A 23,907-nucleotide genomic window follows, 5' to 3' on the forward strand; every position below is an offset into this window, starting at 1 on the left:
TGTCGGGACATTGCCGCTCAACACCCTAATTTTTCCTTAATGGTGCAGGCTTTTCTGATGTCGTTTGAACCCGGATTACCGGCCTATACCCGCCTGGCCTATCGCCCCCGGCATGCCGAAACTCTTCGTTCGATCAATCCGGACAAAGCTGCTACGGTTTCGTGTCCGGACCTTCTTCCGGGCCTGTGACACCCTTGGGCGTGGGGTCTATTCCCCTCCGAGACAGGACCATTCTGCATGCCGGATGCCACAACCCGCTCCGCCGTATCTACATCTTCCCAAGGCTCTCTTGTTGCCCTCCTGCCCTACTGGCAGGTCACTTTTGCTTCCTTTCTGGGCTGGTTTCTGGACGCTTTCGACCAGACAACACTTATGTTCACCCTCCCCGACATCGCCCATGATTTCGGATGCACGATCGCCGATCTGGGGGCTGTGCTGATGGGGCAGTCCATCGGGCGCGCTGTTGGCAATACCGGCTGGGGATGGCTGGCTGACCACTATGGTCGCAAGCCGGCTTTCATGCTTGGCGTCGTCTGGTTTGCGGTCTTTTCCGCCATGACCGGGCTCTCCCATCACTTTTATGTGCTGATGGCCGTGCAGTTCCTGTTCGGAATCGGCTTTGGCGGCGAATGGACCGCCTCAGCCGCTCTGCTGATGGAAAGCGTCCCGGCGTGGACACGCCCCATGGCCTCCGCACTCATGATGTCGGGCTATGAAGTCGGCTATTTCGCTGCGGCTGGCGTGCAGGCTCTGATCCTGCCGCATTATGGATGGCGCGTGCTGTTCTTCATCGGCCTCGCCCCTGCTGCGCTGGCATTGTTCATTCGGATTGGTGTGCCGGAAAGCCCGGTCTGGCTGCGGACCCACGAAGACCGTCTGGCCAGAAAGCGGCACCACACAGCGCCCCCACCGCGTCCGAAATTCCGTCTGACGGGTGCAGCGCTTCAGGCGATCGCTTTCATGAGCTTTCTCGAATTTCAGAAAGCCGCGATCTACACCTATTACCCGACCATTCTGCGTGGCAGTCACCATCTGACGCAGCAGGCCGTTTTCTGGCCGGTGACGCTCTATTGCCTCGGATCGTTTGGCGGAAAAGTCCTTTGCGGCTGGCTGGCAGAGCGTTTCGGGGAAGTCCGAGTCATGCTCAGCGCGCTGGTCGTCGTGATGCTGACGATCTGGCCGTTCCTGAGCGCACCCACCTGGACCATGCTGCTGACCGCAGCCTTCGTCATGGGCGCTGCAGCTTCGGGGATTTTCGCGCTTGTCCCGCATTATCTGGCACAACGTTTTCCGTCCGACACACGCAGCTTCGGCATGGGACTGGGCTATGCGCTCGGCTCCATCGGGCAGGGCATGGCGCAGAAACTCGTGCCCATGTTCGGCCCAACCATTCTTACACTGCCGCTCTCAGCCGAACTTTTCGTGCTGGGCACCAGTCTCGTGACGGGTGCGATCGCCCTGATCCGACCGAAGGAACTTCCCGGCGAACATATGTGAGGGCTGTGTGGCGGTCTCTTAAAGAGAGGCCGCAAGCCACTCCGCCGCCCGGATGCCATCAATCCCGGCGGAAAGGATGCCACCGGCATAGCCCGCCCCCTCGCCCGCCGGAAACAGCCCGCGCAGGGTCGGGCTTTGACCGTCACGGTCACGCCGCAGGCGGATCGGAGATGATGTCCGCGTCTCCACACCTGTCATGACGGCATCATCCATGGAAAAGCCGCGCAGCTTGCGCTCGAATTGCGGCAGGGCCTCACGGATGGCGTCTGTGACGAAAGCCGGCAGGCACAGCGTCAGATCCGTCGGCGTTACACCGGGCTGATAGGACGGCACGACATTCCCCAGTGACGTGGACGGACGCCTTGCCAGAAAATCCCCGACCCGCTGGGCGGGGGCATTGTAATTGCCCCCACCAGCGATGAACGCCGCCTTTTCCCACTGGCGCTGAAACGCCATGCCGCCCAGAACGTCGTCCGGGAAATCCAGCTCGGGCTTCACCTCAACGACGATACCGCTATTGGCATTGCGCTCGGCCCGCGAATACTGGCTCATCCCGTTGGTGACGACCTGCCCTTCCTCGGAGGTCGCCGCCACAACCTGGCCGCCCGGGCACATGCAGAACGAATAGACTGCACGGCCATTCGACGCATGATGGACGAGCTTGTAATCCGCAGCCCCCAGCATCTCGTGTCCGGCACTGGCGCCGAAACGGGCCACATCAATCACGGACTGGGGGTGTTCGATCCGTACGCCGATGGAGAACGGCTTGGGGTCCATCTCCACATGGGCCTGACGCAGCATTTCAAACGTATCGCGCGCCGAATGCCCGACCGCCAGAATGACCCGCTCCGCCGGAAGGTTTTCACCATTCGAAAGATGCAAGCCGCGCAGACGACGCTCCTCACCCTCGCCGTCCATCTCAAACCCTTCAACGCGGGTCTCGAAACGGTATTCGCCGCCCAGACGCTCGATTTCAGCGCGGATGAACATGACCATCGTGACCAGACGGAACGTGCCGATATGGGGCTTGGAAATGGTCAGGATTTCTTCCGGGGCCCCCGCGCGGACGAATTCTTCCAGAACATGCCGCCCCAGATGCCGCGCGTCTGACACGCCGGAATAGAGCTTGCCGTCCGAGAACGTCCCGGCTCCACCTTCGCCGAACTGAACGTTGCTTTCGGGCGTCAGGACGGATTTGCGCCACAGGGCGAACGTATCGACCGTCCGCGCCTTCACGTCCTTGCCGCGCTCGATAATGATGGGCTTCAGACCGGCCTGAGCCAGTGTCAGCGCCGCCATGATCCCGCACGGCCCCGCCCCGATCACGACAGGGCGCGGCATCCCTTCCGGCAACGTCGCCTTGGGCAAATGATAGGTCGTGTCTGGTGTCGGGCGGATATGCTGATCGTTCGCATGTGCGGCCAGAACTGCGGCCTCGTTCGCAACGTCACAGTCCACATTATAGACCAGCACGATATGGCCCCGCTTGCGGGCATCATATCCGCGGCGCGCCACGGTCAGGCTGTTCAGATCTTCAGAAGCAATGTTCAGACGCGCAAACACGGCTTCGCGCAGCGCCTCCGCCGCATGATCAAGCGGGAGGCGCAGTTCAGTTATGCGGATCATCAGTGGTGTCCGTTCCCCGAATCATTCCCTGCCTTTCCCGCAACTGGCGGCGCGGGATCGGCATGATGCGTATCCGGTGAGCCCTCCATGATCCGGTCCATGATGGCCATCAGCACACCGGAGACGACGAAGGCCAGATGGATGCCGACGCTCCATTCCAGAGCGCGTGTCGAGGTCTCGTCCACGCGGATGAAATCCGCCAGCACATGGATCGCGGACATCGCCACGATCGACGCCATCAGCTTGATCTTGATGTCCCCGAACGTGACATGCCCGATCCAGCTCGGATAATCCTCATGACTGCGGATATCGAGCCGCGAGACGAAGTTCTCGTAGCCCGAGAACATCACGATCAGCAGAAGATTGGCCAGCAGGACCAGATCAATCAGATCCAGCACACCGACGAACACATCGTCGAAATCCAGCCCCGTTGCCTTCAGCACCAGTCCAATCAACTGCTGGAAGAACTTGAACGCCACCAGCAGCAGCCCGATCGTCAGGCCGAAATAAAGCGGTGCGGCGATCCAGCGGGTCGCGAAGAAGGCGCGCTCCATCATGCCCTCGGCACGGCCGAAACTGCCGGTACGTCGGGTGGACTGCGGATCGGGAGAAGGAGAGGAAGTCGTCATGCTTCCTCTCTACGATTTCAGGGGGCGTTTCGCCACCATGTTGTGAGCATGGGGGCGTGAGCGATCCGCTGCCCATCCCTTACGGTGTGATCTGCGTGCCCAGAACCTTGAGGAGCTGCCCGATCCAGGCCGGATGCGCGGGCCATGCCGGACCGGTGACAAACTGCCCGTCCGTCACGGCGCCATCCATTGGAAGGGCCTGATATTCGGCCCCGGCGAGCAGCACTTCCGCACGACAGGCCGGATAGGCCGAAATCTTTTTGCCTTTGATGACGCCTGCCGCCGCCAGAAGCTGCGGACCGTGACACACGGCCGCCACCGGCTTGCCGCTCTCGACAAAAGCCCTAACCAGATCCAGCACACTCTCATCGGTACCGAGCTGTTCCGGCGCACGTCCACCCGGAATGACCAGCGCGTCGTAAGAATCTGCCGTCACGCCGGCATAGGTCGCGTTCAGCGTGAAATTATGGCCGCGCTTTTCGGTGTAGGTCTGATGGCCTTCGAAGTCATGGATCGCCGTGGCGATCTGCTCCCCGGCCTTCTTGCCCGGCGAGACCACATCGACCTTGTGCCCGACCAGAAGCAGCATCTGGAACGGCACCATGATTTCGTAATCCTCAACGAAATCACCTGCGATGATGAGAATACGTTTTTCGGCCATCGTTTCCTGTCCTTCTTCATAGGCGCAGTCCCAGGGGCTGCGGCCAGTCTTCACCCTGTAACGACACCACGCCCCATGCCGTTCGGCAATATCGTCACGCATGGGGATATAGAGATGGGACGGTCGCGTCACATGCGGTAAGGTCATGCCTTCATTCTTGCAGCACTGGCCTCCATGACTTCAGATCCCCACCACGCCTGCGATCACGCCCATCATGACGCCGCCCCGCATGACCATGCAGGACACGACCACGCGGACCATGACCACCACGATCATGACCACGGGGATTGCGACGGGCACAGTCATGGCTTCGGATTCGGCCACCAGCACGTCCATGCTCCGGCAAGTTTCGGTGCGGCCTTCGCCATTGGCATCGCCCTGAACGCAGCCTATGTCGCAGGCGAAGCGCTCTGGGGCGTCTGGGCGCATTCGATGTCCCTGCTGGCCGATGCGGGACACAACCTGTCCGACGTATTGGGTCTCGCGGGGGCATGGCTGGCGCAGGTTCTGGCGACCCGTCCCTCCAGCGCACGCTTCACCTATGGGCTGCGCCGCTCCACGATCCTCTCGGCCCTTGCAAACGCCACGATCCTGCTGCTGGTGACCGGCGGAATCGTCTGGGAATCCGTCCTGCGCCTGTTCTCCCACGAGATGGTGCAGGGCGAGATCATCAGCTGGGTCGCGCTGGTCGGGATCGCCGTCAACACCGTCACGGCCCTGCTGTTTATGAAAGGCGCCTCGAACGATCTCAACATCCGTGGCGCCTTCCTGCACATGGCAGCGGATGCCGTCATGGCGTTTTCGGTCGTCATCGCCGGACTGCTCATTTCGTTTACGGGTTATACGATCATCGACCCGATCATGAGCCTGATCGTCTCTGCGTCCATCGTCGCCGGTACATGGTCCCTGCTGCGCCATTCGCTGGATCTGGCGCTGGATGCGGTCCCGGCGGGGATCGACCCCGGGGCGGTTCAGACAGCCCTCCTGTCCGTCGAAGGCGTGTCCGGTCTGCATCATCTGCATATCTGGGCCATGAGCACGACCGAGACTGCCCTGACCGTTCATCTCCTCTGCGATCCTGCACATCCCGTTTCTCCGGACCGGATCATCGCGAGCGCCGCCGCGCTGCTGCGGACGCAGTTTGACATCGCCCACCCCACTTTCCAGCTTGAAACACAGCCCTCTGTCTGCGACACGCACCAGCCCTGCTGCTGAGGACGCGTCATGACATCAACCCGCATCAAGGTCGCCCGGGCCTCCATCGCACTGAGCGTGGTGGTCCTTGCCATCAAATACGCGGCCTATGCGGTCTCGGGCTCCAGCGCCCTGCTTTCGGACGCGATCGAGACCATCCTGAACGTGGTGGCGGCTGTCGGAACGCTCTGGGCCATGTCCGTCGCGGCCCTTCCGGCCGACGACAACCATCCCTACGGCCACGGCAAAGCGGAATATCTGTCCGCAGTCCTCGAAGGCGTTCTGGTCGTCCTGACGGCCATCGGCATTCTGGTCATCGCCGTTCATGACTGGCGCCATCCCGAACCCATCCGCGCGCCCTTCTCCGGCGTGGCCCTCAACGCACTGGCCGGGCTGGTCAATCTCGTCTGGGGCCGCATCCTGATCGCGGTTGGCCGCAAACAGTCCTCACAGGCGCTTCAGGCGGCGGGCGAACACGTCGTTTCGGATGTGTGGGCGACCGTGGCACTCGTGATCGGCGTCTCCCTGATCCCGCTGCTCAAATGGGACCGCCTCGACGCCGTTCTGTCCGGACTGGTTGCGCTGAACGTCATGCGCGCCGGTTTTTCCATGATGAAGCATTCCCTGTCCGGCCTGATGGACGAAGCGCCGTCGCCCGAGCAGATGGAGGCGGTCAAGGCCGTGATTTCCGCCAGCGCCACTGGTGCGCTGGAGGCCCACGACCTCCGCATCCGCAAGGTCGGCGCCCTGTCCTTCGTGGAATTCCATCTCGTGGTGCCGAGCGCCCTGACCGTCCATGACGCCCATGAAATCTGCGACCAGATCGAGGCCGCCATCCGATCCGAACTGGGCCGTGCCTCCATCCACATCCATGTCGAGCCTGAAGACAAGGCCAAACATTCCGGCGCCCTTGTCCTGAGCTGAAGCCACAGACTCACTTCATGGGGAAAGCGGCCGCTACTGTGCGGTTTATGACACAGCCCGGAACGGATTCAGCCCCCCGCACGCCATCAGATGAGAACCCTTGACCCTCCTCCCGCGTTGGTGGCAGGTGCACATCATCAGCGCACGGGCCTTAAAACCGGGCGTATCCTCCACAGCCTGACCCTCCTTCCCGGACGTCCGAATATTGGCCGATACACCGCCTCCTTCTCCCGTTGCTGCTGTTTCCTCAGAGCCTCCGGCCCCGGACGTGCGCTCCTCGCCACACGCCATGCGCCGCAAGGACCGCATCCTGCATCTGAGGCGTTCAGCGAAAGTAACGACGAACCAGTGGCGCCGTACGGCGGTTTACTGGCTGGGTGCGGTTCTGGTCGGTACCGTGGCCGTGCTTTTCGCACGACTGGGCGACTGGGCGGCAGGCATCCGTCACCAGATCATCGCCTGGCATCCCGCGGCCATGCTGATCGTCGCTCCCGTCGGACTGGCACTCATCACCTGGGCCACACGGACCATCTTCAAGGGCGCGCAGGGTTCGGGCATCCCCCAGACGATCGCAACCCTGCATATCGAGAATGTTGCGGTCGTGGATCGCGTGCTGTCTCTCAAGACCTCCCTTGGCAAGATCCTGCTGACGTCCTTTGGCCTGATCTGCGGCGCGTCCATCGGCCGCGAAGGCCCGAGCGTGCAGGTCGGGGCGTCCATCATGCACGCCTTCTCGCGGCTGCTGGGACAGTCGAACATCGCGGCGCGACGCAGCATGATTCTTGCGGGCGGCGCAGCAGGCATGGCCGCCGCCTTCAACACGCCCCTCGCCGGAATCATGTTCGCCATCGAGGAACTGTCCCATTCTTTCGAACAGAAGACCTCGGGCCGCACACTCACGGTTGTCGTCCTGTCCGGCGTCACCGCCATCGCGCTGATCGGGAACTACACGTATTTCGGCCATGCGGATGTGGACGTTCCGGTTGGCACTGCCTGGATCGCGGTTCTGACCTGCGGCATTCTGGGTGGCCTTGCGGGAGGCAGCTTCTCGGCCATCCTCATTAAAGCCTCACGCGGCATTCCCGGCCGCGTGGGCCACTTCGCCGCCACGCGCCCCATCGCCTTTGCGGCATCCTGCGGCTTCGTGCTGGCCCTCATCGGCCTTCTCTCCAAAGGCGCGACCTATGGCACAGGCTACGATCAGGCCCGCGCCATTTTCAACGGCACCGAGCACTATCCCGCTTCGTTCTTCATCCTCAAATATCTGGCGATGATCGTCTCATACTGCTCCGGCATACCGGGCGGCATGTTCGCCCCCTCCCTTGCCATCGGCGCGGGAATTGGCGGCTGGGTGGAGCAGTTCCTGCCGCACACCACGCCCGGCGCGGTCGTCCTGCTTGGCACGGTGGCCTATTTCTGCGGCATGTCGCAGTCTCCCCTGACCGCAACCATCATCGTCATGGAAATGTGCGACAACCAGCAGGTTACACTTGCGCTGCTGGCCACGTCCTTTCTGGCCTTCGGCGTATCAAAAATGATCTGCCCGCATTCGCTCTACAGTTGCCTCGCCGACCGCTTCATGGAGGCCAATGATCGCGGTGCCCATCATAGGCCGCCCGCCTCTGACAAGAAAAAACCGGCGCCCTGATTTTTCAGAAACGCCGGCCGTCCCTCTCTTACGGCTCGCTCAAAAGGGAGTGCGTCGCAGCCTCCTGTTCCATGGCGCAGCGCGCCGCATCGGGCGCCACAGGATGCGCCTGCATCGCCAGCAGTTCACGACGCGCCGCTGCCAGATCATCCTGAAGCTCCGGGTTTGCCAGAAGCGCATCCATCAGGGACGATGCATTCAGATAGCCCGCCTGAACGTCAGATTTCCAATGTGCGCCACAGACAATCCGGCTTTCCCCGAAGACGCGGCCGCGCTGGAGAAGCGCCGTAGCGTGCTCCGGCATCAGATGCGCCAGAAGCAGCGCCATACCATATCCCGCCGTCGTATGCCCTGAGGGATAGGACGAATGCAGCCCGAGCCCATCAGGGGACGTGCAGATCGGCAGATTCGTGCCCACGAAGGGGCGCGTGCGATGCCAGTATGTCTTGGCTTCGGATGTCCGGTGTCCAACAGCATGGCGGATGCGCTCCAGAACGCGCCTGAGATGCGGTGCCCGGGCAAGGTCGAGATCAAAACCTGCGGCACAGGAGAAATCCCGGACCAGATGCGTCGGGTCCAGATCCGCATCGCTCTGGGCCAATTGCCAGCGCGCTGTATCCTTCAGGGCGCGCGTGGCACGAAAGACCCGGTCATCGTCAAGCTGCGCTGCACTCCCTGCCACGGGAGGAGGCGCCAGAACGAGCCGCTCGTCCGGTGCTGCGTTTTCAGGAAACGCTCCGTTGTGCCGCGCTGAGGGCGCACAGGCCGAAAGGACAGTCGCACATACAAGCAAGGCAACAGGCAAACGAGGGGCAGAACGCATGGGCCGGAAAATCCCGTCAGAGCATTGGAACAGAATAACACTCCGTACCCTTAACGTCGGGCGCTCCTGACGCGAAGACTTTTCCGCGTGACGCCTCCATGACAGTGTCACTGCCTGAAATCCCAGAGCCCGACAGGATCGCCTCATGACGTCCACTGCTCCCCGCGTCTCCATCCGCTACTGCACACAGTGCAACTGGCTGCTCCGTTCCGGCTGGATGGCCCAGGAACTGCTTTCGACATTCGGTCAGGATCTGGGAGAAGTCGCACTGATCCCGGACACTGGTGGCCGCTTTGAAATTCATGTCAACGAAACGCTGGTCTGGGAGCGCAAGCGCGACGGAGGATTTCCCGGTCCCAAGGAACTGAAACAGCGCGTGCGGGACATCATCGCCCCTGAACGCGACCTCGGGCACACGGACCGCCCCTCCGGCCAGCAATCCTGATCAGGCCATCTTCTCGAAAGCCTTCCGCACCTTATCGAGACTGTAGGGTTTGGGAACAAACAGACCGCGCACCGGCAACCGAACCTGATCGGCGGGAATATCCGCGGAGGTGAGGATGATTTTCACGGGCGGCCAGCGCCTGCGTGCGATTTCCGCCAGTATCTGACCGTCCTCACCATCAGGCAGATGAATGTCGGCAAACAGGTAACCGATCGTCGAATCCGTCTCCAGAAACGCAATGGCCTCCGACGTCGAGCGCGCGCTCAGGGTCCTGAAACCGGCCGTCTCGAAGTAGTCTTCCGTCATCATGCGAATGAAGACGATATCTTCGACAATCAGGATCGTGGGCCGTGGGTCAGGGTCCTGGGGCATGAAAATCACGGGTCTCCGGTCAGTCTCAGAGTGTTGCGAGCGACAGCGTCGGGGCGGTCAGGTCCGCACATAAACCCGTTGACGCATAATGAAGTTCCGTTTTTCCGTGCCGACCCAGTCCGGCCTTGAGAAGACGCACACCAAATCCGGTCCGCTCCGGCGGTGTAACCGACGGCCCGCCAGCCTCCCGCCACGTGAGCGTCATAACGGCCTCGGCGCCCGTAATCGTCCAGTTCAGGGATACCTTCCCCTGCGGAACGCTGAGCGCACCATATTTCATGGCGTTTGTCGCCAGTTCGTGCAGCACCATTGAAAAAGATGTCGCCGTATCGGGACCAAGTTTGAGAAACGGTCCCGATACCTCGACCCGGTCTTCAACGCCCAGCGGCGTCAGCACACCACACACCAGACTGGCCAGATCGGTAGACTGCCAGTTCCGGCGCATCAGCAGATCATGCGCGGCGCTGAGGGCCACCAGACGGGACGTAAACGTCCTGAGCGGCCCCTGATCGTCCACGTTCCGAAACCCCTGATGTGCAAGGCTCTGGACGATGCTGAGCGTGTTCTTGAGGCGATGCAGGATCTCGTGATTGACGATTTCCTGCTGCGCTTCGGTATCCCATTCGTCCAGCGCCGTAAAAATCCGGTCGGCAGTCGTGCGGATGAAAGACGCTTCATCCAGCGTCCAGCCGCGCGGCGTGGCACTGTGGACGAACAGACATCCCGTCAGCTCGCCATGATCCATTTTCGGCACAACGATCTGTGCCTCCACTTCCAACGCACGGCAGGCATCCTGCTCTTCCTGCATCCAGGACGGGCTGGAGAGATCGTCCAGGATGAGAACGGCTCCACTGCGCAGGAAATCGGACGTGCGGCGAAACGTCTGGAACAGAAAATCACCCGAAATCGGCGACACATCCGGGCTGCACCAGCCATGATCAATGGTGAAAAGTTCATCACGCACCGTAATGGTCGCAAACCCGACACGCTGGACTTCAAGCCTGCGCCCCAGAAGGCCGCATGCCTCTGCCAGCGCCTGCCTGCGCGTCGTGGCGGCACGCAGGGCGTCCTCAACCGCCAGCAGGGTGGTCAGACGACTGGTCGCGTTTTTTTCGGGGGTGATATCCTGAAGCGTTCCGATCAGCCGGATCGGACGTCCGGCCCCGTCCCTGTCCAGAACGCCCTGTCGCCGGACCCAGCGTTCCTGCCGGTTATCATCCCGGATGATGCGGTAGTCGAGTTTCAGCGGCGCCGAACCGTCCAGAAGTTCTGACAGAAGGGGAATATGTACCCTGTCGTCCTGATGCACGCGCTGGGCCCACTGCGGCGCCGTCACAATCTCGGTGACGGGCATGCCGATAATGCGACAGACTTCCGGAGAGACCGTGATATCCCCGCTGACCAGATCGTATTCATAAATACCCACGCCACCTGCCGCACCCGCAGCCTGCTGGAGAGCATATTTTTCGCGGGCGTGCCGCCGTTCCGCATCCGCCTGCCGGGCCTCTCGGGCGACACGCTTGCGGCGGAGCTGCTGTGCGGCCAGACGCCGCTCCTGGGCGATCGTCTCCCGACGCAGTTCCATCAGGCGCATGGCCTGGCGGGCCAGAGCGGCCAGACCGTCATTTTCCCGCTCAGACAACCCCTGCGGACGGCTGTACAGATCCACGACACATAGCGTTCCAAAAGTCTCGTTTTCGGCTGTAAACAGCGGATACCCGGCATAGAACCGGAGCCCCGGCCCTCCGCAGACAAGACTGTTCTTTCGCGTTTCGGGATCGGCCATCATATCGGGGATCACCACCGGAGCCCCTCGTGCGATGACGGCCGCACATCCGGAATTCGCCAGCGCTCCATACGTCTGGTCCGTTCCGACACGTGCGGAAAACCAGAGCTGATCTCCGTCCAGAATGCTGACCAGCGCAATGGGGGTGCGGCACAAGGCCGCCGCAGCAATGGCAAGATCGTCCAGATCGAGATCCGAAAAGGCTTCCAGATCTCCGTAAACGCCCGGTCCGGCAGCTCTGCCCGGCGGCGCAGCAGACGATGACACAGTCTCCAGATACGCCTCCTGAACAGGATCCCTGTCCTTCATCAGACAGATATAGCGTGTTTTCGCCGCTGCAACAATTGACCCGCCGCATCGGCCTGCATCTGGAGCAAGCTGTGGCTCAATTACCGCTGGAGAGGTCGATCGCAGCCAGAACCCCGTCTTCGGTCCCGAAGGCCAGCGCGCCTCCCTGAGGCGTAAAGCCCAGCGATGTCACCTTGCCGCGCTTGGTGTCCTGTCCCGAACACAGCGGCAATACGCGTTGATCGCCGCCGCCGATTTCCGCCAGAACGACCGTGCCGTCCTCATAACCCGCCGCGATGATATCTTCCTTCGGGTTCGGACAGACCGCACTGACGAAAAGCCCTGGCAGTCGCGCCAGTTCAGCCGGCGCTTTGCCCATCGGGCCACCGCCCGTGAACGGCCACAATACGATCGCATCCGCCCCGGCCGTTGCCAGCCAGCGCCCGTTACGCGTGAAGCCCATGGACTTCACCTGCTTCGGATAGCCGCTCATGCGCATGTTGTGCCCGTCCGACAGGCGCCAGCCATGCAGGTCGTTTTCCTGCATGGACGTCACAAGCGCCTCCCCGCCCGGATGGATGGCAATCGCGATATGGCTGCCTTTCCACTCAAACGGCCGCACGCTGTCGACTCTGGCCTGCACGAACCACATCGACACACCGTTATAATGTGACGCCGCAATCCGCTTGCCCTTCGTATCGAACACGATGCCGGTCACGGTCGAGGGATGTTCCAGAACCTTGAGCGTCTGCCGCCCTTCCGCCGCACGGACCTCGATCTGCTTGCCGGACGAGAACGCCAGATGGTCCGTCGTGCTGGCCACGCAGTCGATCCAGCGACGGCCCTCATGCAGAATTTCGCTTCGTCCATCGGCAAAGGTCCGGACGAGCTTCCCGTCCTCCCCGCCCGTCAGAAACGCATCCGGCGCACAATCCTGCGCCAGACACAGCCCGCCATCATGCACGGTCACGACCGTCCAGCTTTCCGCATCCCGCAGACGGCCCCGCGGAATGAGAACAAGCTCTCCATCCACCGTCAGCGCCGCAAAGCTGTGCCCATCGCGCGAGGACACCACATGCACAATCGGGCTCTCGAACCGCCGCTCTGCGCCCCGGTCCGCCAGAAGATCACTCATCATCCTGCAATGCAGCTTTCAAAACCGCGCCGAAGCTGCGGACGGTTGAGATTGCGCCCGATAAACACCAGACGGGAATCCCGGCTCTCGCCCTCACGGAACGGACCGATGAAATCTCCGTCCGCCATCATATGCACGGCCTGGAACGCAAAGCGGTTCTGCTCGCCCTTGAAGTGCAGGATGCCCTTGGCCCGCAGAATGTCCGCCCCCTGCTCCTGGAGAATCGCGCCAATCCAGGCCTGAAAACGCGGCTGGTCGATCGGTTCCTTGATGCTCAGGGAAATGCTGGTGATGCCTTCCTCGTGGGAGTGATGCTCGTTTTCCAGAAAGTCCGGCATCGTCTTGAGCGCACGCGCCAGGTCGAAGCCACCCCGGTCAAGGATATCCGTCAGCTTCACGCCGCCATGCTGCGCCTCGTGGATCTGCGCCACAGCATTGATCTTGCGCAGACGCGCCACGATGTCGCGGCGACGTTCCTCGTCTGCCAGATCGACCTTGTTCAGCACAATCACATCGGCAAACGCGATCTGGTTTACGGACTCAGGGCTTTCGTCCAGCGTCTCCATGACATTGAACGCGTCCACAACCGTCACAACCGCGTCCAGACGCGCCTTTTCGCGAAGGTTCTCGTCCACGAAGAAGGTCTGCGCGACCGGGGCCGGATCAGCCAGTCCGGTCGTCTCGACGATGATGCCGTCAAACCGGTTCCGACGCCGCAGCAGACTGCCCAGAATGCGGATCAGATCCCCGCGCACCGTGCAGCAGATACAGCCGTTGTTCATTTCAAACACTTCCTCGTCAGCATCCACGACGAGGTCGTTATCAATCCCGAGTTCACCGAACTCATTCACGACAACCGCATATTTGCGGCCATGCTCGGCCGTCAGGATATGATTGAGAAGCGTCGTCTTGCCGGCGCCAAGAAAGCCGGTCAGGACCGTTACGGGAACGGTGCCACTCCGGTCAGACGCTGCAGTCTCGCGGGTAGTATCAGGGGTGCTGGACATAAGGCCTCCGTAATCTGCCTTACGATATAGGCCGGACCCCGCCCGCTTGAAACCCGTTCCGTATCGGGGACGGCCGATAGGCCAGGGCTAGCCCCAGAAGCAGGAACCCCCAGCCACTCAGCGGCAGGTTCAGGAAATCCGACGTGGAGGCGATCGGCCATTCCTGAATCAGCACCGCCGCAAACAGACCGATTGCGATCGCGTGCCCGTCCCTACCCGGCCAGATCGCCTTCAGCCATGTCGCGATCATCAGCACGAACAACAGAAGTCCCGGCACGCCGGCATTGACCAGAGCCTGAAGATAATGGTTGTGAGGGTGCTGCACACACAAAACCATCCAGCCCCTCGCCGGTACGGCATTGGAAAGCCAGAACAGTCCGTGGAACGTGACTGGATCCGCGCAGAAATGTCGATACGCGTCATAACCCTGACCGATCCAGGGATGCGCCTGTGCCATGACAACCGCATGGGTATAGATTTCTCCATAAGGCGACTGGCCGAAATGCGTGAGTTGCTCGTGCGCCAGTGTCACGAGATGAAAGAAGCTGCCCGGCGAAAACAGCCGCGCCAGCAGTACCAGAACCGGCAACATCGCCGCCGCCGCCAGCGCCGCAGGACGCATGGGTCGGTACAGCACCGCACACACGCCGATCCCCAGAAGCGAGAGCACAAGCGGCATCCGCTGCCCCGCCAGTACCATGATCCCGACAGCCAAAATTGTGGCGGCACACAGCCCGAGCGTCCGCCTCAGACGACTCTGCGCCCCCTCCGCCACCGCACAGCCCACCATCAGCAGCGGCAGAACCAGCCGGGACAGCGGCGCCGCAGCTCGGGGATGTGCGTAAGGGCCCGTCAGCGTTCCATCATGAAAGCGCGGAATCCCGAACAGATTGCGCCCGAACACAGCCTGAACCAGCATCTGCACCGCAATATAAACGCCACAGGCACAGGTCAGCCACAGCACGCGCCTTCGCCAGACCACATCCCGGAGCAGCCAACAACCCAGCGCGGCCGCCGCAAGTGGAAAACGGATCGCAAGCAGCGCCTGAACCAGCGCCCCATGTCCCGGCGACACCCACAGCGTGCACAGAACCTGCCAGCCCCACCAGCAGAACGTCGCGACAACCCAGGGCTCGCGGAACCAGCCCCATCCGCCCTGCCGCCGCCCGGTCAGGGACGAATGGAGCAGCAGAAGAACTGCCAGAAGATCAAGATCGGCCTCACCTGCCACGCGCACATGCGTCAGGGCCAGAGGCAGGACCAGGGCGGCCCATCGGCCAATCCGGGTCACGGCGGAAGGAGAGAAGCACATCTCCAGTGGATGGAAGGTTTCCGCTTCGCATGCAACCACTTACAGTCCGAAGCGCTTTTTCGTTACTGTCTATTTCCAATGGAGACAATCATGGCATCCGACACCATCCTCATCCCCGGCATCGACACTCCCCTTTCCCGCGTGGCCCTTGGCACCTGGGCCATCGGCGGCTGGATGTGGGGCGGCCCCGACGATGACAATGGCGTCCGCACCATTCACGCGGCCCTCGACGAAGGCATCAACCTGATCGACACGGCCCCGGTCTATGGCTTCGGCCATTCCGAGGAAGTCGTCGGTCGCGCGCTGGCTGAGAAGCCCAACAAAGCCCATGTCGCCACCAAACTCGGACTGCACTGGGCCGGCGAAGACGAAAAGAACATGAAGGTTTTCCGGGACTCCCGCCCGGCCCGTATCCGCAAGGAAGTCGAAGACTCGCTGCGTCGGCTGCGTGTGGAAACGATCGACCTCGAACAGATCCACTGGCCCGACGACAAGACCCCGATCGACGAGAGCGCCCGCGAACTCCAGAAGCTCCATCAGGAAGGCAAGATCCGCGCCCTCGGCGTCAGCAATTTCTCGCCCGAACAGATGGACATTTTCCGCGAGGTCGCCCCGATCGCCACGATCCAACCTCCGCTGAACCTGTTCGAACGCACGATCGAAAAGGACATCCTTCCCTACGCCGAAAAGCACAATGCCGTCATTCTGGCTTACGGCGCCCTGTGTCGCGGCCTGCTGACCGGCAAGATGAGCCAGGACACGACCTTCCCCAAGGACGACCTGCGTTCGAACGATCCGAAGTTCCAGAAGCCGAACTTTGAGAACTATCTCGCAGCCGTCGAGGAGTTCAAAAAGCTCGCTGAGAAGCGTGGCAAATCCACCATGGCCTTCGCCGTCCGCTGGGTTCTCGATCAGGGTCCGGTCATCGCCCTGTGGGGTGCCCGCAAGCCCGAACAGGTCTCAGGGGTGAAGGATGTCTTCGGCTGGACCCTGACGGACGAGGAAAAGAAAGCCGTGGACGACATTCTGGCACGCCACGTGCCGAACGCCATCGACCCGACCTTCATGGCTCCCCCCCAGCGGGACTGAGGCTCTTAGGATCGCGGCAGGCGCCCGGCAAATACAATCGCCGCCTGCCGCAGTTCTTCCACGCGAAGACGGGCCGCCCCGACGTCAAACAGGGTCGCCCGCTCACGCCCTTTTGCGCCCAGCCTTACCCTCAGACCGTCATCGTCCATCAGACGGTTCAGGGCCTGCTCCAGCGCCCCTGGATCGTCCGGTGCCGCCAGAAGCGCCGCGTCCCCGACCAGATCAGACAACGCGCCCACAGGCGACGCCACAACCGCGGCGCCACACCCCATAGCTTCCAGCGCGGTCATGCCGAATGGCTCCTGCCAGCGACTCGGCACCACAACAATCGCGGCCTCCGCCATTGCGTCCAAAACCGCGTCATGAGGCCGATATCCCGTCATCATGACCCCGGCAGCTGCCGCCAGCGGCCGAAGCTGCTTCAGATAAGGCGTTTCCGGAGAGTCTGGCCCGAACCGATCCGCCCCCATGATAACAGCCTGCCATTCCGGATGAGACGCCCGGATGTGCCCCCAGGCGCGCACGAACGCATCCACGCCCTTGTCCGCCACAACCCGCCCGGCAAACAGGACTGTCTTCTCCCGGTCTCGCGAAACCGGGAGTACGGACAGATCAAGGCAGTTAGGCTGCACTTCAGTCCGGATCGGACCGCAGCCTTCCCTGAAACGCTGGATGACCCAAGCCGAAACGCCACAAACCAATACATGCCGCGCCAGAGCCTCACGCTGCCGGACCGACCGTGCCCCTCGCATCCCGCAGGGATCATTATGCAGAACCAGACGGACCGGCCCGAACCGTGCCAGAAAACGTGCCAGATCGGGCCGATTGTGAACTTCCGTCAAAGCCGGCTGGTACGACCGCATCATGGCCACGCACGCCAGCCGCAGACGCCAGGCGTGCGGCAGAGGAACCCGCGGCAGGACTAACGGCCGATATTGCCCGCCAGACAGAGGCACGCCTACCGCTCCGTTGCCCGCCACATGGTCCCCGGCGCTGGCGAGCCGGCTGACCAACAGGGAGATTGCCCCCGCATGGCCCGCTTCGTAACGCTCGCGGGGCGGCAGGATGGTCAGAATCCGCGCATGAATCGTGTCATATTCGTTCTCAGCAACATTTTGTTGCAGTTTGAGCGATTCCTGACTGTTCGACATTTCCAGTTTCTTAACAGAAGCCGAGGCATCTTACCTCGAGATTAAAGGATGGAAATGATTGTGCGTATTTCCCAGAGAACAGGTCAGGAAGGAGAACGCCCGTGCGCGGACATATGCCTTTCGAAGACTGCGTCCCGGGAAAACATCGCGACACTCTTTCCCATTCACCATCTCGCCGACGCCTCCAGCGAAGGACTGGCCATTCTGTATCAGGACCGGATCATTGAGGCCAACAGGCCTCTCCTTTCCTGCCTCGGGACCGATCTCCAGAATTCCCTCTTACTCGAAAATCTTCTTCCCGCAGCCCTGAAAGTCGCGCCGGACAATCAGTATCATTCCGGACAACTCATGACCCTGCAGGACGGAGCCGTTCCCGTCCAGTTCCGACTGGCTCCCCTTCGCCGGAACGACAAGGACTGCCTGGCGCTGGCCGTCACATTCCTCACGCCCATCTCCGCTGCTACCGCCTTTCAACCTCCTGAATCCGCTACGGATCTGTGCAGCAAGCAGGAATTTGAAAAGCAGCTGGAAGGCTTCTTCACCAACAATACGGTGCCGCAACCTGCAGGCATTCTTCTGCACGTCAACATCAACCGCTTCCGCACTATCAACGAGCGTTACGGCACCAGAATTGCCAATGACCTTCTCGGCGCGATCGGGCAACGGCTTCAGACATTTCTGACCGAGGACTGCATCGTCTCACGGTTCGGCGGAGACGAGTTCGGGATTTTCTGCCCTTTTCCCTACGAACATCCGGCTCAGGCCACACGCTGGGCACAGATTATGCGGGATGTCTTTCACACCACCCTTCCGGTGGATGGACACAGAATTCACATAACAGCCAGTATCGGCTGCTGCCTTCTGCCGTTCGATACCTACCGCTTCGAGACAGCGTGTCATTATGCCGAACTCGCCCTGAGTGAAGCCCGGCGCCTTCAGTCTCCGGACTGGATCAGCTTCAATCCGGTTATGCAGGCCGATGTCCAGCATCGCTGCGAGATGGAACACGACCTGCACCGGGCTCTTGAATCAAACGAATTTTTTCTAGAATTCCAGCCCCTGATCTGCCTGAAGACGAACAGGGTCGAATGTGTTGAAGCCCTGTTGCGCTGGCAGCATCCCGTAAGAGGCGTGATCGCGCCGAACGAGTTCATTCCGGTTGCTGAAGACTGCAATCTGATTGTCCCGATCGGCCGGTGGGTGCTTCTGGAAGCCTGTGCCCAGGCGAGCAGACTGCCGCCGCATATCAGGATCGCAGTCAACATTTCTGCCGTCCAGTTCGCGCATGACGACATGTATGCCGCGGTCATCCAGACCCTTTTTCAGACAGGGCTCGCTGCGGAAAGGCTCGAACTCGAACTGACGGAGAGCATATTTCTGGACGCCGTACAGCGTAATCTGGAAACCATGGGCAAGATCCGCGCTCTGGGCGTCAAGATTGTCATGGACGACTTCGGTATCGGGTTCTCAAGCCTCAACTATTTGCGCAGCTTTCCCTTTGACCGGATCAAGATTGACCGCTCCTTCATCCGGGACATGTTGAACGATCCACAGGCCCAGAGCATCGTCAGCGCCATCATGACACTGGGACATGCCATGTCGATGGAAGTGATCGCCGAAGGCGTGGAAACGGCTGCACAACTCGACATGCTGCGCCATACGTCCTGCACGACGGCACAGGGCTTCCTGATGGGGCGCCCTGCCCCTCTGGCAGATCTATCAGCCTGTCCGGGCATGACCGATACGACGGCCCTACCCCGGCAAAGCGCCAGAATTTCCAGAGATCATCTGTCCTGACCTCTTTCAGGTTTGCGTGTCTCAGCCAGACGCTCCCGTCTGACGATACGACGTGTCTCACGTAACAGACGATATTTCTCAACTGCGCTCAGAGAACTTTTTTCCGCAAGATCGCATCCTCCGGACTGCTGAAGCTTAGAGGAAATGCGAGGCAGGGATGTCTCCGTGTTCCTGTAAGACGCCATCATCTTTCCATTCAGACTATTTGATACAAATTGTAACTATCATATCGCAGCCTGTCGAGCGCTTTCCAGACCCCCGCTTTCATACAATGACACGCCCTCTTCCGGGACAAGAACGGCCAGACTGTCAGGGCCAACCATGATCCCCCGCACTCCTGCTGCTTGTGCAGCCTGCATGTCAGTCGGCTGGTCTCCAAACAGGACGCAGCGCGCAGGATCCAGTTCCCATCGTTGTAACAGGTCGAGAAGCATGCCGGCCCCCGGTTTACGGTCGGCGCTGTGTCCGCGATATCGCGCGATCCGGGCATCAGGATGCATCGGACAGTACCGCCAGTCATCCACGGTACCGCCGTATTCGCGAATACTATCGATGACCCAGTCCATAAGTGTCTCTAGGTCGCTTTCGGAATAAAATCCGCGCGCAATCCCGGATTGATTGGTCACGATAAAAACGTGATGACCGTTATCAGTCATCCGGGCCACGGCTTCGCGGGCACCCGGTTCCCATTCGAAGCGCTCTCGCGTTCCTACCCACCCGAAGTCCTGGTTAATGACACCGTCGCGATCAAGGAAAACAGCAGCACGACGCAACCGCAGCGACATCTCCTCCAGGATTTTTTCCAATCCGCTGTCACTGGCAGAGCTATAGAAATCTCCTGCCAGTGACACCCCCCGGAGAGTCCCGTTTTTCGCCAGTTTCGGAAGCACATCCCGCTCAAGAGAGCAGGTTTCCGTCAGGATTTCACAAATCGCGGCATCGAAAAGACACAGTCCAGTGCTGAACTGTACAGACTGACCCGCAGCTTCAGGGCTCTGGGGAAACGACACAGATCCCTCTTCGCCCAAAAGGATTTCTGTCTGTTGATCCCGCGAAGCAGCAGAACGCAACAGCATCCAGTGTCCATTCCGGGCGACTTTCAGAAAGTGTGCCAGATTGCAGGAGAACAGCGTGTTCGCAGGGCAGAGAAAAAACCTCTCATGCAGACATGACCGGACATGACGGAGAGCCCCTCCGGTTCCCATTCCGGGCGGTATAACGCTTGTGACCGTTGTTGCAGGTTTGGGGAGAAAAGATCCGAGATTCTCAATGGCGGTCAGAATGTCCACAGATCCATGCGCGGTCAGGACCACAAACTCCTCGACACCGAAGCGTTGCATTTCCCGCATGACCCAGGCGAGAAACGGCCTGTCTCCACAGAGAGTGAGCGAAAGGGGCAGCGCACCTGATACAGGGTCTTCAAGCAGAATGACGCACTGATGAACCGTAACGCTGTGCACAGCAGAACTCTCCCATGACCCAATCAATCCTGCGGGACAAAGCCTCTGCCTTTTCCCAATGCCCTTGCCCATCCAACGGGGCTTACCTAAACTTTAACACGAATATCGTTTGACAGACCGGCGTCCTTGTCGGCCGCCACAAAGCTAGTCCGGACATATGCAAGCAGATTATACCATCTGGATCGACGTCGAAGACATTTTCCAGTATTTCGAAAACAACTCGCGCCCCAGCGGAATTCAGCGGCTTGTCTACGAAATCCTGCATGTCATCCGCAAACAGGCCGCGACCAAACCAGGCATCGGCAACATTTCACTGATCCGACGCGGGCAGGATAAAACGCAGCTTTTCTCCACGGTCTCTTTTGATGATCTGGAAAACCTTTTTGCCGTCCGCGCCGATGAAAAAGTCGAACAGATCAGCCGCCCGACACCCCAATCACGGACGACACCCCGGGCCTTTGTTCGGAAACTGCGTCATACCGTCATCAGGCGCATCGAGAGCCTGCCACCCGAGCTGGCACGCCCACTGCTGACGATAGCTGTCAACCAGTTGCGCGTCCTGCGTCTGCTGCGCCGTTTCGTACAAAAGCAGCTGAACCGCAATTCGGAAACAGCAACGGCGCGAACGTCAACTGTGGTGCAGCCTCAGGCAGTATCCTCTACGGCCCACCAGCCAAAGCCCGGCGATATCTTCCTGATCCTCGGCGCGGCATGGTCGGAACCCGACTTCGGCGAGCGGCTGGCCCGGATGCGCAAGGCTTACGGCATCCAGCCTGTCCTGCTGTTGTCCGATCTCATTCCCGCCATCCGGCCGGAATGGTGCGCACTGTCCCTGATCCGTGATTTCCGACACTGGCTGGATACGACTCTGCCACAGTGCGGACGCCTTCTTGCTATCAGCCACGCCACAGCGAAAACCATTGATGACTACACCCGTAAGCACCGCCTGAAGCTGCTGGCGCCCGTACAGACCGTTCCAATCGGCAGCGGCTTCGGGCCACCTCGTAAGGTAACAGGGGAGCGGCCAAAAGGGCTGCCTGCGCCGGAAAGCTATGTCCTGTTCGTCTCCACAATCGAGGCGCGCAAGAACCACATGCTGGCATTCCGCGTCTGGCGTCGTCTGGTCGCTGACCTGCCTCCCGAACAGGTGCCGACACTCATTTTTGCGGGTCGGGTCGGCTGGCTCGTCTCCGACCTCATGCAACAGCTTGAAAACACCGACTGGCTACGCGGCAAGATCCGCCTCCTTCGGGATCCGTCAGATGATGAACTGGCACATCTGTATGATGGCTGCATGTTCACGCTGTTCCCGTCCCTGTTTGAAGGTTGGGGCCTTCCGGTTACGGAAAGCCTGATCAACGGGCGCCCCTGCGTGGCGTCAAACGCAACCTCCATTCCAGAAGCGGGCGGCCCGCTGTCGCGCTATTTCGATCCGGAAAACACCGACGATGCCTATCGCGTCGTCCGTGAAACGATCGAAGACCGCGAAGGCCTGACGAAATGGCAGGAGCAGGTCCGGACGCAGTTCAAACCCACCCCGTGGGAACATACTGCTGACGCCATTCTGGACGCCTGTCACGCCGCGTATGTGGACGGGAGAACGTCATGACCCTTTGGATCGACGTCGACGACCTGCTGTTCCACCTCGTGCATCATGGCCGTCCGAGCGGCATTCAGCGTGTGGTGTTCGAGCTCTGCGCGGGCCTGCGGACCCTACACGGCCACAACGTCCAGTTCGTACGCCGCGGGGCGAACAAACACGACCCGCGCGATTTCCGCACCATTGACTGGTCGGTAGTCGACACGCTGCTGCGGCAAGTTATGAAAGACAGCGGCGCCAAAGCCGCAAAAGCCTCGGCGCCGCTGTTTTACGCCATGCAGTTCGCCGAAAACGAAACACACCGTCAGGCATTAACCGGCATCCTGCAAACGGAAGCGCAGGTTCTGGGTGGGCTGGCGAGCCTGTGGGCCGGGCTGGGACGACTGGCAGTCAGCGAAGGCAAGGCGGCTCTGCGCCGCCGACGTCAGCAGTCAAGCACCGACGCCGCACAGCACGCCGAAGGAACGCCTCTGACGGAAGCTGTCGAGGCCGGGGACGTCTTCCTGACGCTGGGTTCTCCGTGGAATCATGAGAATTATGTCCAGACCGTCCGGTGGCTGCGTGATGAACTGCGCGTCTCCTTCGGACTCCTGATGCATGATCTGGCCCCCATCCGTTGCCCGGAATGGTGCCATATCGGCGTCATCACGACATTCCGGGCCTGGCATCATGCCGTGCTGCCTTTGGCGGACATGATCTTCGCCAACAGCCGCGCCACAGCTCAGGACGTCCAGTCCTATCTCGCGGAAGAAGGCATCGGAACGGGCATCACGGTCCAGCACGTTCCCATGGGAACTGAGTTCGGGCTGGCGGAAACCGCCATGCCTGCCGAGCGTCTGGTGAGTGAGCCCTATGTCCTGTTCGTCTCCACAATCGAGGCGCGCAAGAACCACATGCTCCTCTTCCGCATCTGGCGGCAGATGCTGGAGGACATGCCGGTCGATCAGGTTCCGACACTGGTGTTCGCGGGGCGTCCGGGCTGGCTCGTTTCCGATCTCATGCAGCAGCTTGAGAATACGAAATGGCTGGATGGCAAGATCCGCTTCATCCAGAACCCGTCCGATGCCGAACTGCGACGCCTCTATTCCGATTGCAGCTTCTCGGTCTTCCCGTCTTTCTTCGAAGGCTGGGGCCTTCCGGTGACGGAAGGTCTGGCCATGGGACGTCCCTGCATCGCCTCCAACACGACCTCCATCCCCGAGGCTGGCGGACCGCTCGGACGCTACTTCAACCCGCGCAATCTCAGTGAAGCCTATGCCCTGATCCGTCAGGTCATCGACGATCCAGAAGATCTGGCCGCGTGGACCCAGAAAGTGCGGAGCGAGTTCAAACCCGTTCCGTGGACCACCGGCGCAAAGGTCATCCTCGACGCCGTCCGGCGTTGAAAATCCTGCGCCTGTAAACGTCTTTGCCCCTGTGCATGAAAGTTTCATGCACAGGGGCTTGAGTCAGGCCCGCAGATC

The 23,907-nt window shown here is 61.0% G+C and carries 22 protein-coding genes; 10 read left to right on the forward strand and 12 right to left on the reverse strand.

The genetic code is table 11. The features are described 5' to 3' along the window. Window positions 1–57: 57 nt before the first annotated feature. Together GAL01_RS15930 and GAL01_RS02405 are read left to right on the forward strand one after the other, a co-directional pair. Window positions 58–189, forward strand: a complete 132-nt coding sequence (locus GAL01_RS15930) for a hypothetical protein (RefSeq protein ID WP_255308565.1) — start codon at window positions 58–60, stop codon at window positions 187–189. A 48-nt stretch (window positions 190–237) separates the two neighbouring features. Further along, window positions 238–1,497, forward strand: a complete 1,260-nt coding sequence (locus tag GAL01_RS02405) for an MFS transporter (RefSeq protein WP_062030147.1) — start codon at window positions 238–240, stop codon at window positions 1,495–1,497. Between the two features lie 18 nt (window positions 1,498–1,515). Here GAL01_RS02405 and GAL01_RS02410 read toward each other — a convergent pair whose 3' ends face one another. The 4 genes from GAL01_RS02410 to GAL01_RS15935 all read right to left on the reverse strand — a co-directional run bounded on the left by GAL01_RS02410 (window position 1,516) and on the right by GAL01_RS15935 (window position 4,842). Then, on the reverse strand, window positions 1,516–3,123 hold the full coding sequence (locus GAL01_RS02410; protein ID WP_062030149.1) for an NAD(P)/FAD-dependent oxidoreductase: 1,608 nt from the start codon (window positions 3,121–3,123) through the stop codon (window positions 1,516–1,518). After that, on the reverse strand, window positions 3,123–3,752 hold the full coding sequence (locus tag GAL01_RS02415) for a TIGR00645 family protein (protein WP_062030151.1): 630 nt from the start codon (window positions 3,750–3,752) through the stop codon (window positions 3,123–3,125). Before GAL01_RS02415 ends, GAL01_RS02410 begins: the two co-directional genes overlap by 1 nt. 79 nt (window positions 3,753–3,831) lie before the next feature. After that, on the reverse strand, window positions 3,832–4,413 hold the full coding sequence (locus tag GAL01_RS02420; RefSeq protein ID WP_062030199.1) for a DJ-1/PfpI family protein: 582 nt from the start codon (window positions 4,411–4,413) through the stop codon (window positions 3,832–3,834). A gap of 180 nt (window positions 4,414–4,593) precedes the next feature. Then, the gene (locus tag GAL01_RS15935; protein ID WP_231865335.1) at window positions 4,594–4,842 is read right to left on the reverse strand and encodes a hypothetical protein; all 249 of its coding nucleotides are present in this window, start codon (window positions 4,840–4,842) and stop codon (window positions 4,594–4,596) included. On the opposite strand from GAL01_RS15935, the gene GAL01_RS02425 reads away from it, so the two are divergent. From GAL01_RS02425 to GAL01_RS02440, 3 genes are all read left to right on the forward strand, one after another. Beyond that, window positions 4,792–5,628: a cation diffusion facilitator family transporter gene (locus GAL01_RS02425; protein ID WP_231865334.1), complete on the forward strand. Its 837-nt coding sequence runs from the start codon at window positions 4,792–4,794 to the stop codon at window positions 5,626–5,628. The two genes, GAL01_RS15935 and GAL01_RS02425, sit on opposite strands and share 51 nt — an antisense overlap. A 9-nt stretch (window positions 5,629–5,637) precedes the next feature. Then, window positions 5,638–6,531, forward strand: a complete 894-nt coding sequence (locus tag GAL01_RS02430) for a cation diffusion facilitator family transporter (RefSeq protein ID WP_062030155.1) — start codon at window positions 5,638–5,640, stop codon at window positions 6,529–6,531. A gap of 205 nt (window positions 6,532–6,736) precedes the next feature. Continuing rightward, complete coding sequence (locus GAL01_RS02440) at window positions 6,737–8,179, forward strand: chloride channel protein (protein WP_062030157.1); 1,443 nt, start codon at window positions 6,737–6,739, stop codon at window positions 8,177–8,179. 28 nt (window positions 8,180–8,207) lie between these two features. Here GAL01_RS02440 and GAL01_RS02445 read toward each other — a convergent pair whose 3' ends face one another. Next, window positions 8,208–9,002, reverse strand: coding sequence for an acid phosphatase (locus tag GAL01_RS02445; protein WP_062030159.1), 795 nt, complete (start codon window positions 9,000–9,002; stop codon window positions 8,208–8,210). Window positions 9,003–9,147: 145 nt separating this feature from the next. Here GAL01_RS02445 and GAL01_RS02450 point away from each other — a divergent pair, with 145 nt between their 5' ends. Next, entirely contained in the window at window positions 9,148–9,447 is a 300-nt protein-coding gene (locus tag GAL01_RS02450) for a SelT/SelW/SelH family protein (RefSeq protein WP_062030161.1), read from the forward strand. Here the strand turns inward: GAL01_RS02450 and GAL01_RS02455 are convergent, their stop codons facing one another. The 5 genes from GAL01_RS02455 to GAL01_RS02475 form a co-directional block, all read right to left on the reverse strand. Further along, window positions 9,448–9,819, reverse strand: coding sequence for a response regulator (locus tag GAL01_RS02455; RefSeq protein ID WP_145995596.1), 372 nt, complete (start codon window positions 9,817–9,819; stop codon window positions 9,448–9,450). A gap of 25 nt (window positions 9,820–9,844) precedes the next feature. After that, window positions 9,845–11,872 carry a GAF domain-containing protein gene (locus GAL01_RS02460; RefSeq protein WP_169926392.1) on the reverse strand — a complete coding sequence of 676 codons (2,028 nt, stop codon included), beginning with the start codon at window positions 11,870–11,872 and terminating at the stop codon, window positions 9,845–9,847. A gap of 118 nt (window positions 11,873–11,990) precedes the next feature. Beyond that, window positions 11,991–13,031 (reverse strand): WD40 repeat domain-containing protein, encoded by a 1,041-nt coding sequence (locus tag GAL01_RS02465; RefSeq protein ID WP_062030166.1) that lies wholly within the window; start codon window positions 13,029–13,031, stop codon window positions 11,991–11,993. Beyond that, the gene (locus GAL01_RS02470; protein WP_062030168.1) at window positions 13,028–14,035 is read right to left on the reverse strand and encodes a CobW family GTP-binding protein; all 1,008 of its coding nucleotides are present in this window, start codon (window positions 14,033–14,035) and stop codon (window positions 13,028–13,030) included. The genes GAL01_RS02465 and GAL01_RS02470 overlap by 4 nt, the downstream gene beginning before the upstream one ends. 19 nt (window positions 14,036–14,054) lie before the next feature. Then, window positions 14,055–15,386, reverse strand: a complete 1,332-nt coding sequence (locus tag GAL01_RS02475; protein ID WP_231865332.1) for an O-antigen ligase family protein — start codon at window positions 15,384–15,386, stop codon at window positions 14,055–14,057. Between the two features lie 51 nt (window positions 15,387–15,437). Here GAL01_RS02475 and GAL01_RS02480 point away from each other — a divergent pair, with 51 nt between their 5' ends. Beyond that, the gene (locus GAL01_RS02480; protein WP_062030202.1) at window positions 15,438–16,436 is read left to right on the forward strand and encodes an aldo/keto reductase; all 999 of its coding nucleotides are present in this window, start codon (window positions 15,438–15,440) and stop codon (window positions 16,434–16,436) included. A 5-nt stretch (window positions 16,437–16,441) separates the two neighbouring features. Here GAL01_RS02480 and GAL01_RS02485 read toward each other — a convergent pair whose 3' ends face one another. Beyond that, a complete protein-coding gene (locus tag GAL01_RS02485; protein ID WP_082790721.1) occupies window positions 16,442–17,587 on the reverse strand; it encodes a glycosyltransferase family 4 protein in 1,146 nt (381 codons plus the stop codon). Window positions 17,588–17,641: 54 nt separating this feature from the next. Between GAL01_RS02485 and GAL01_RS02490 the strand changes: the two genes are divergently transcribed. After that, window positions 17,642–19,384, forward strand: a complete 1,743-nt coding sequence (locus GAL01_RS02490; protein ID WP_062030170.1) for a putative bifunctional diguanylate cyclase/phosphodiesterase — start codon at window positions 17,642–17,644, stop codon at window positions 19,382–19,384. A gap of 224 nt (window positions 19,385–19,608) precedes the next feature. Here the strand turns inward: GAL01_RS02490 and GAL01_RS02495 are convergent, their stop codons facing one another. Continuing rightward, window positions 19,609–20,394, reverse strand: a complete 786-nt coding sequence (locus GAL01_RS02495; RefSeq protein WP_231865333.1) for an HAD family hydrolase — start codon at window positions 20,392–20,394, stop codon at window positions 19,609–19,611. A gap of 607 nt (window positions 20,395–21,001) precedes the next feature. On the opposite strand from GAL01_RS02495, the gene GAL01_RS02500 reads away from it, so the two are divergent. Next, on the forward strand, window positions 21,002–22,453 hold the full coding sequence (locus tag GAL01_RS02500; protein WP_062030172.1) for a glycosyltransferase family 4 protein: 1,452 nt from the start codon (window positions 21,002–21,004) through the stop codon (window positions 22,451–22,453). After that, window positions 22,450–23,829 carry a glycosyltransferase family 4 protein gene (locus tag GAL01_RS02505; protein WP_062030174.1) on the forward strand — a complete coding sequence of 460 codons (1,380 nt, stop codon included), beginning with the start codon at window positions 22,450–22,452 and terminating at the stop codon, window positions 23,827–23,829. Before GAL01_RS02500 ends, GAL01_RS02505 begins: the two co-directional genes overlap by 4 nt. The last annotated feature ends 78 nt before the right edge of the window (window positions 23,830–23,907 follow it).

Origin of the sequence: Gluconobacter albidus, from assembly GCF_002723915.1 — a bacterium.
Lineage (GTDB): Bacteria > Pseudomonadota > Alphaproteobacteria > Acetobacterales > Acetobacteraceae > Gluconobacter > Gluconobacter albidus.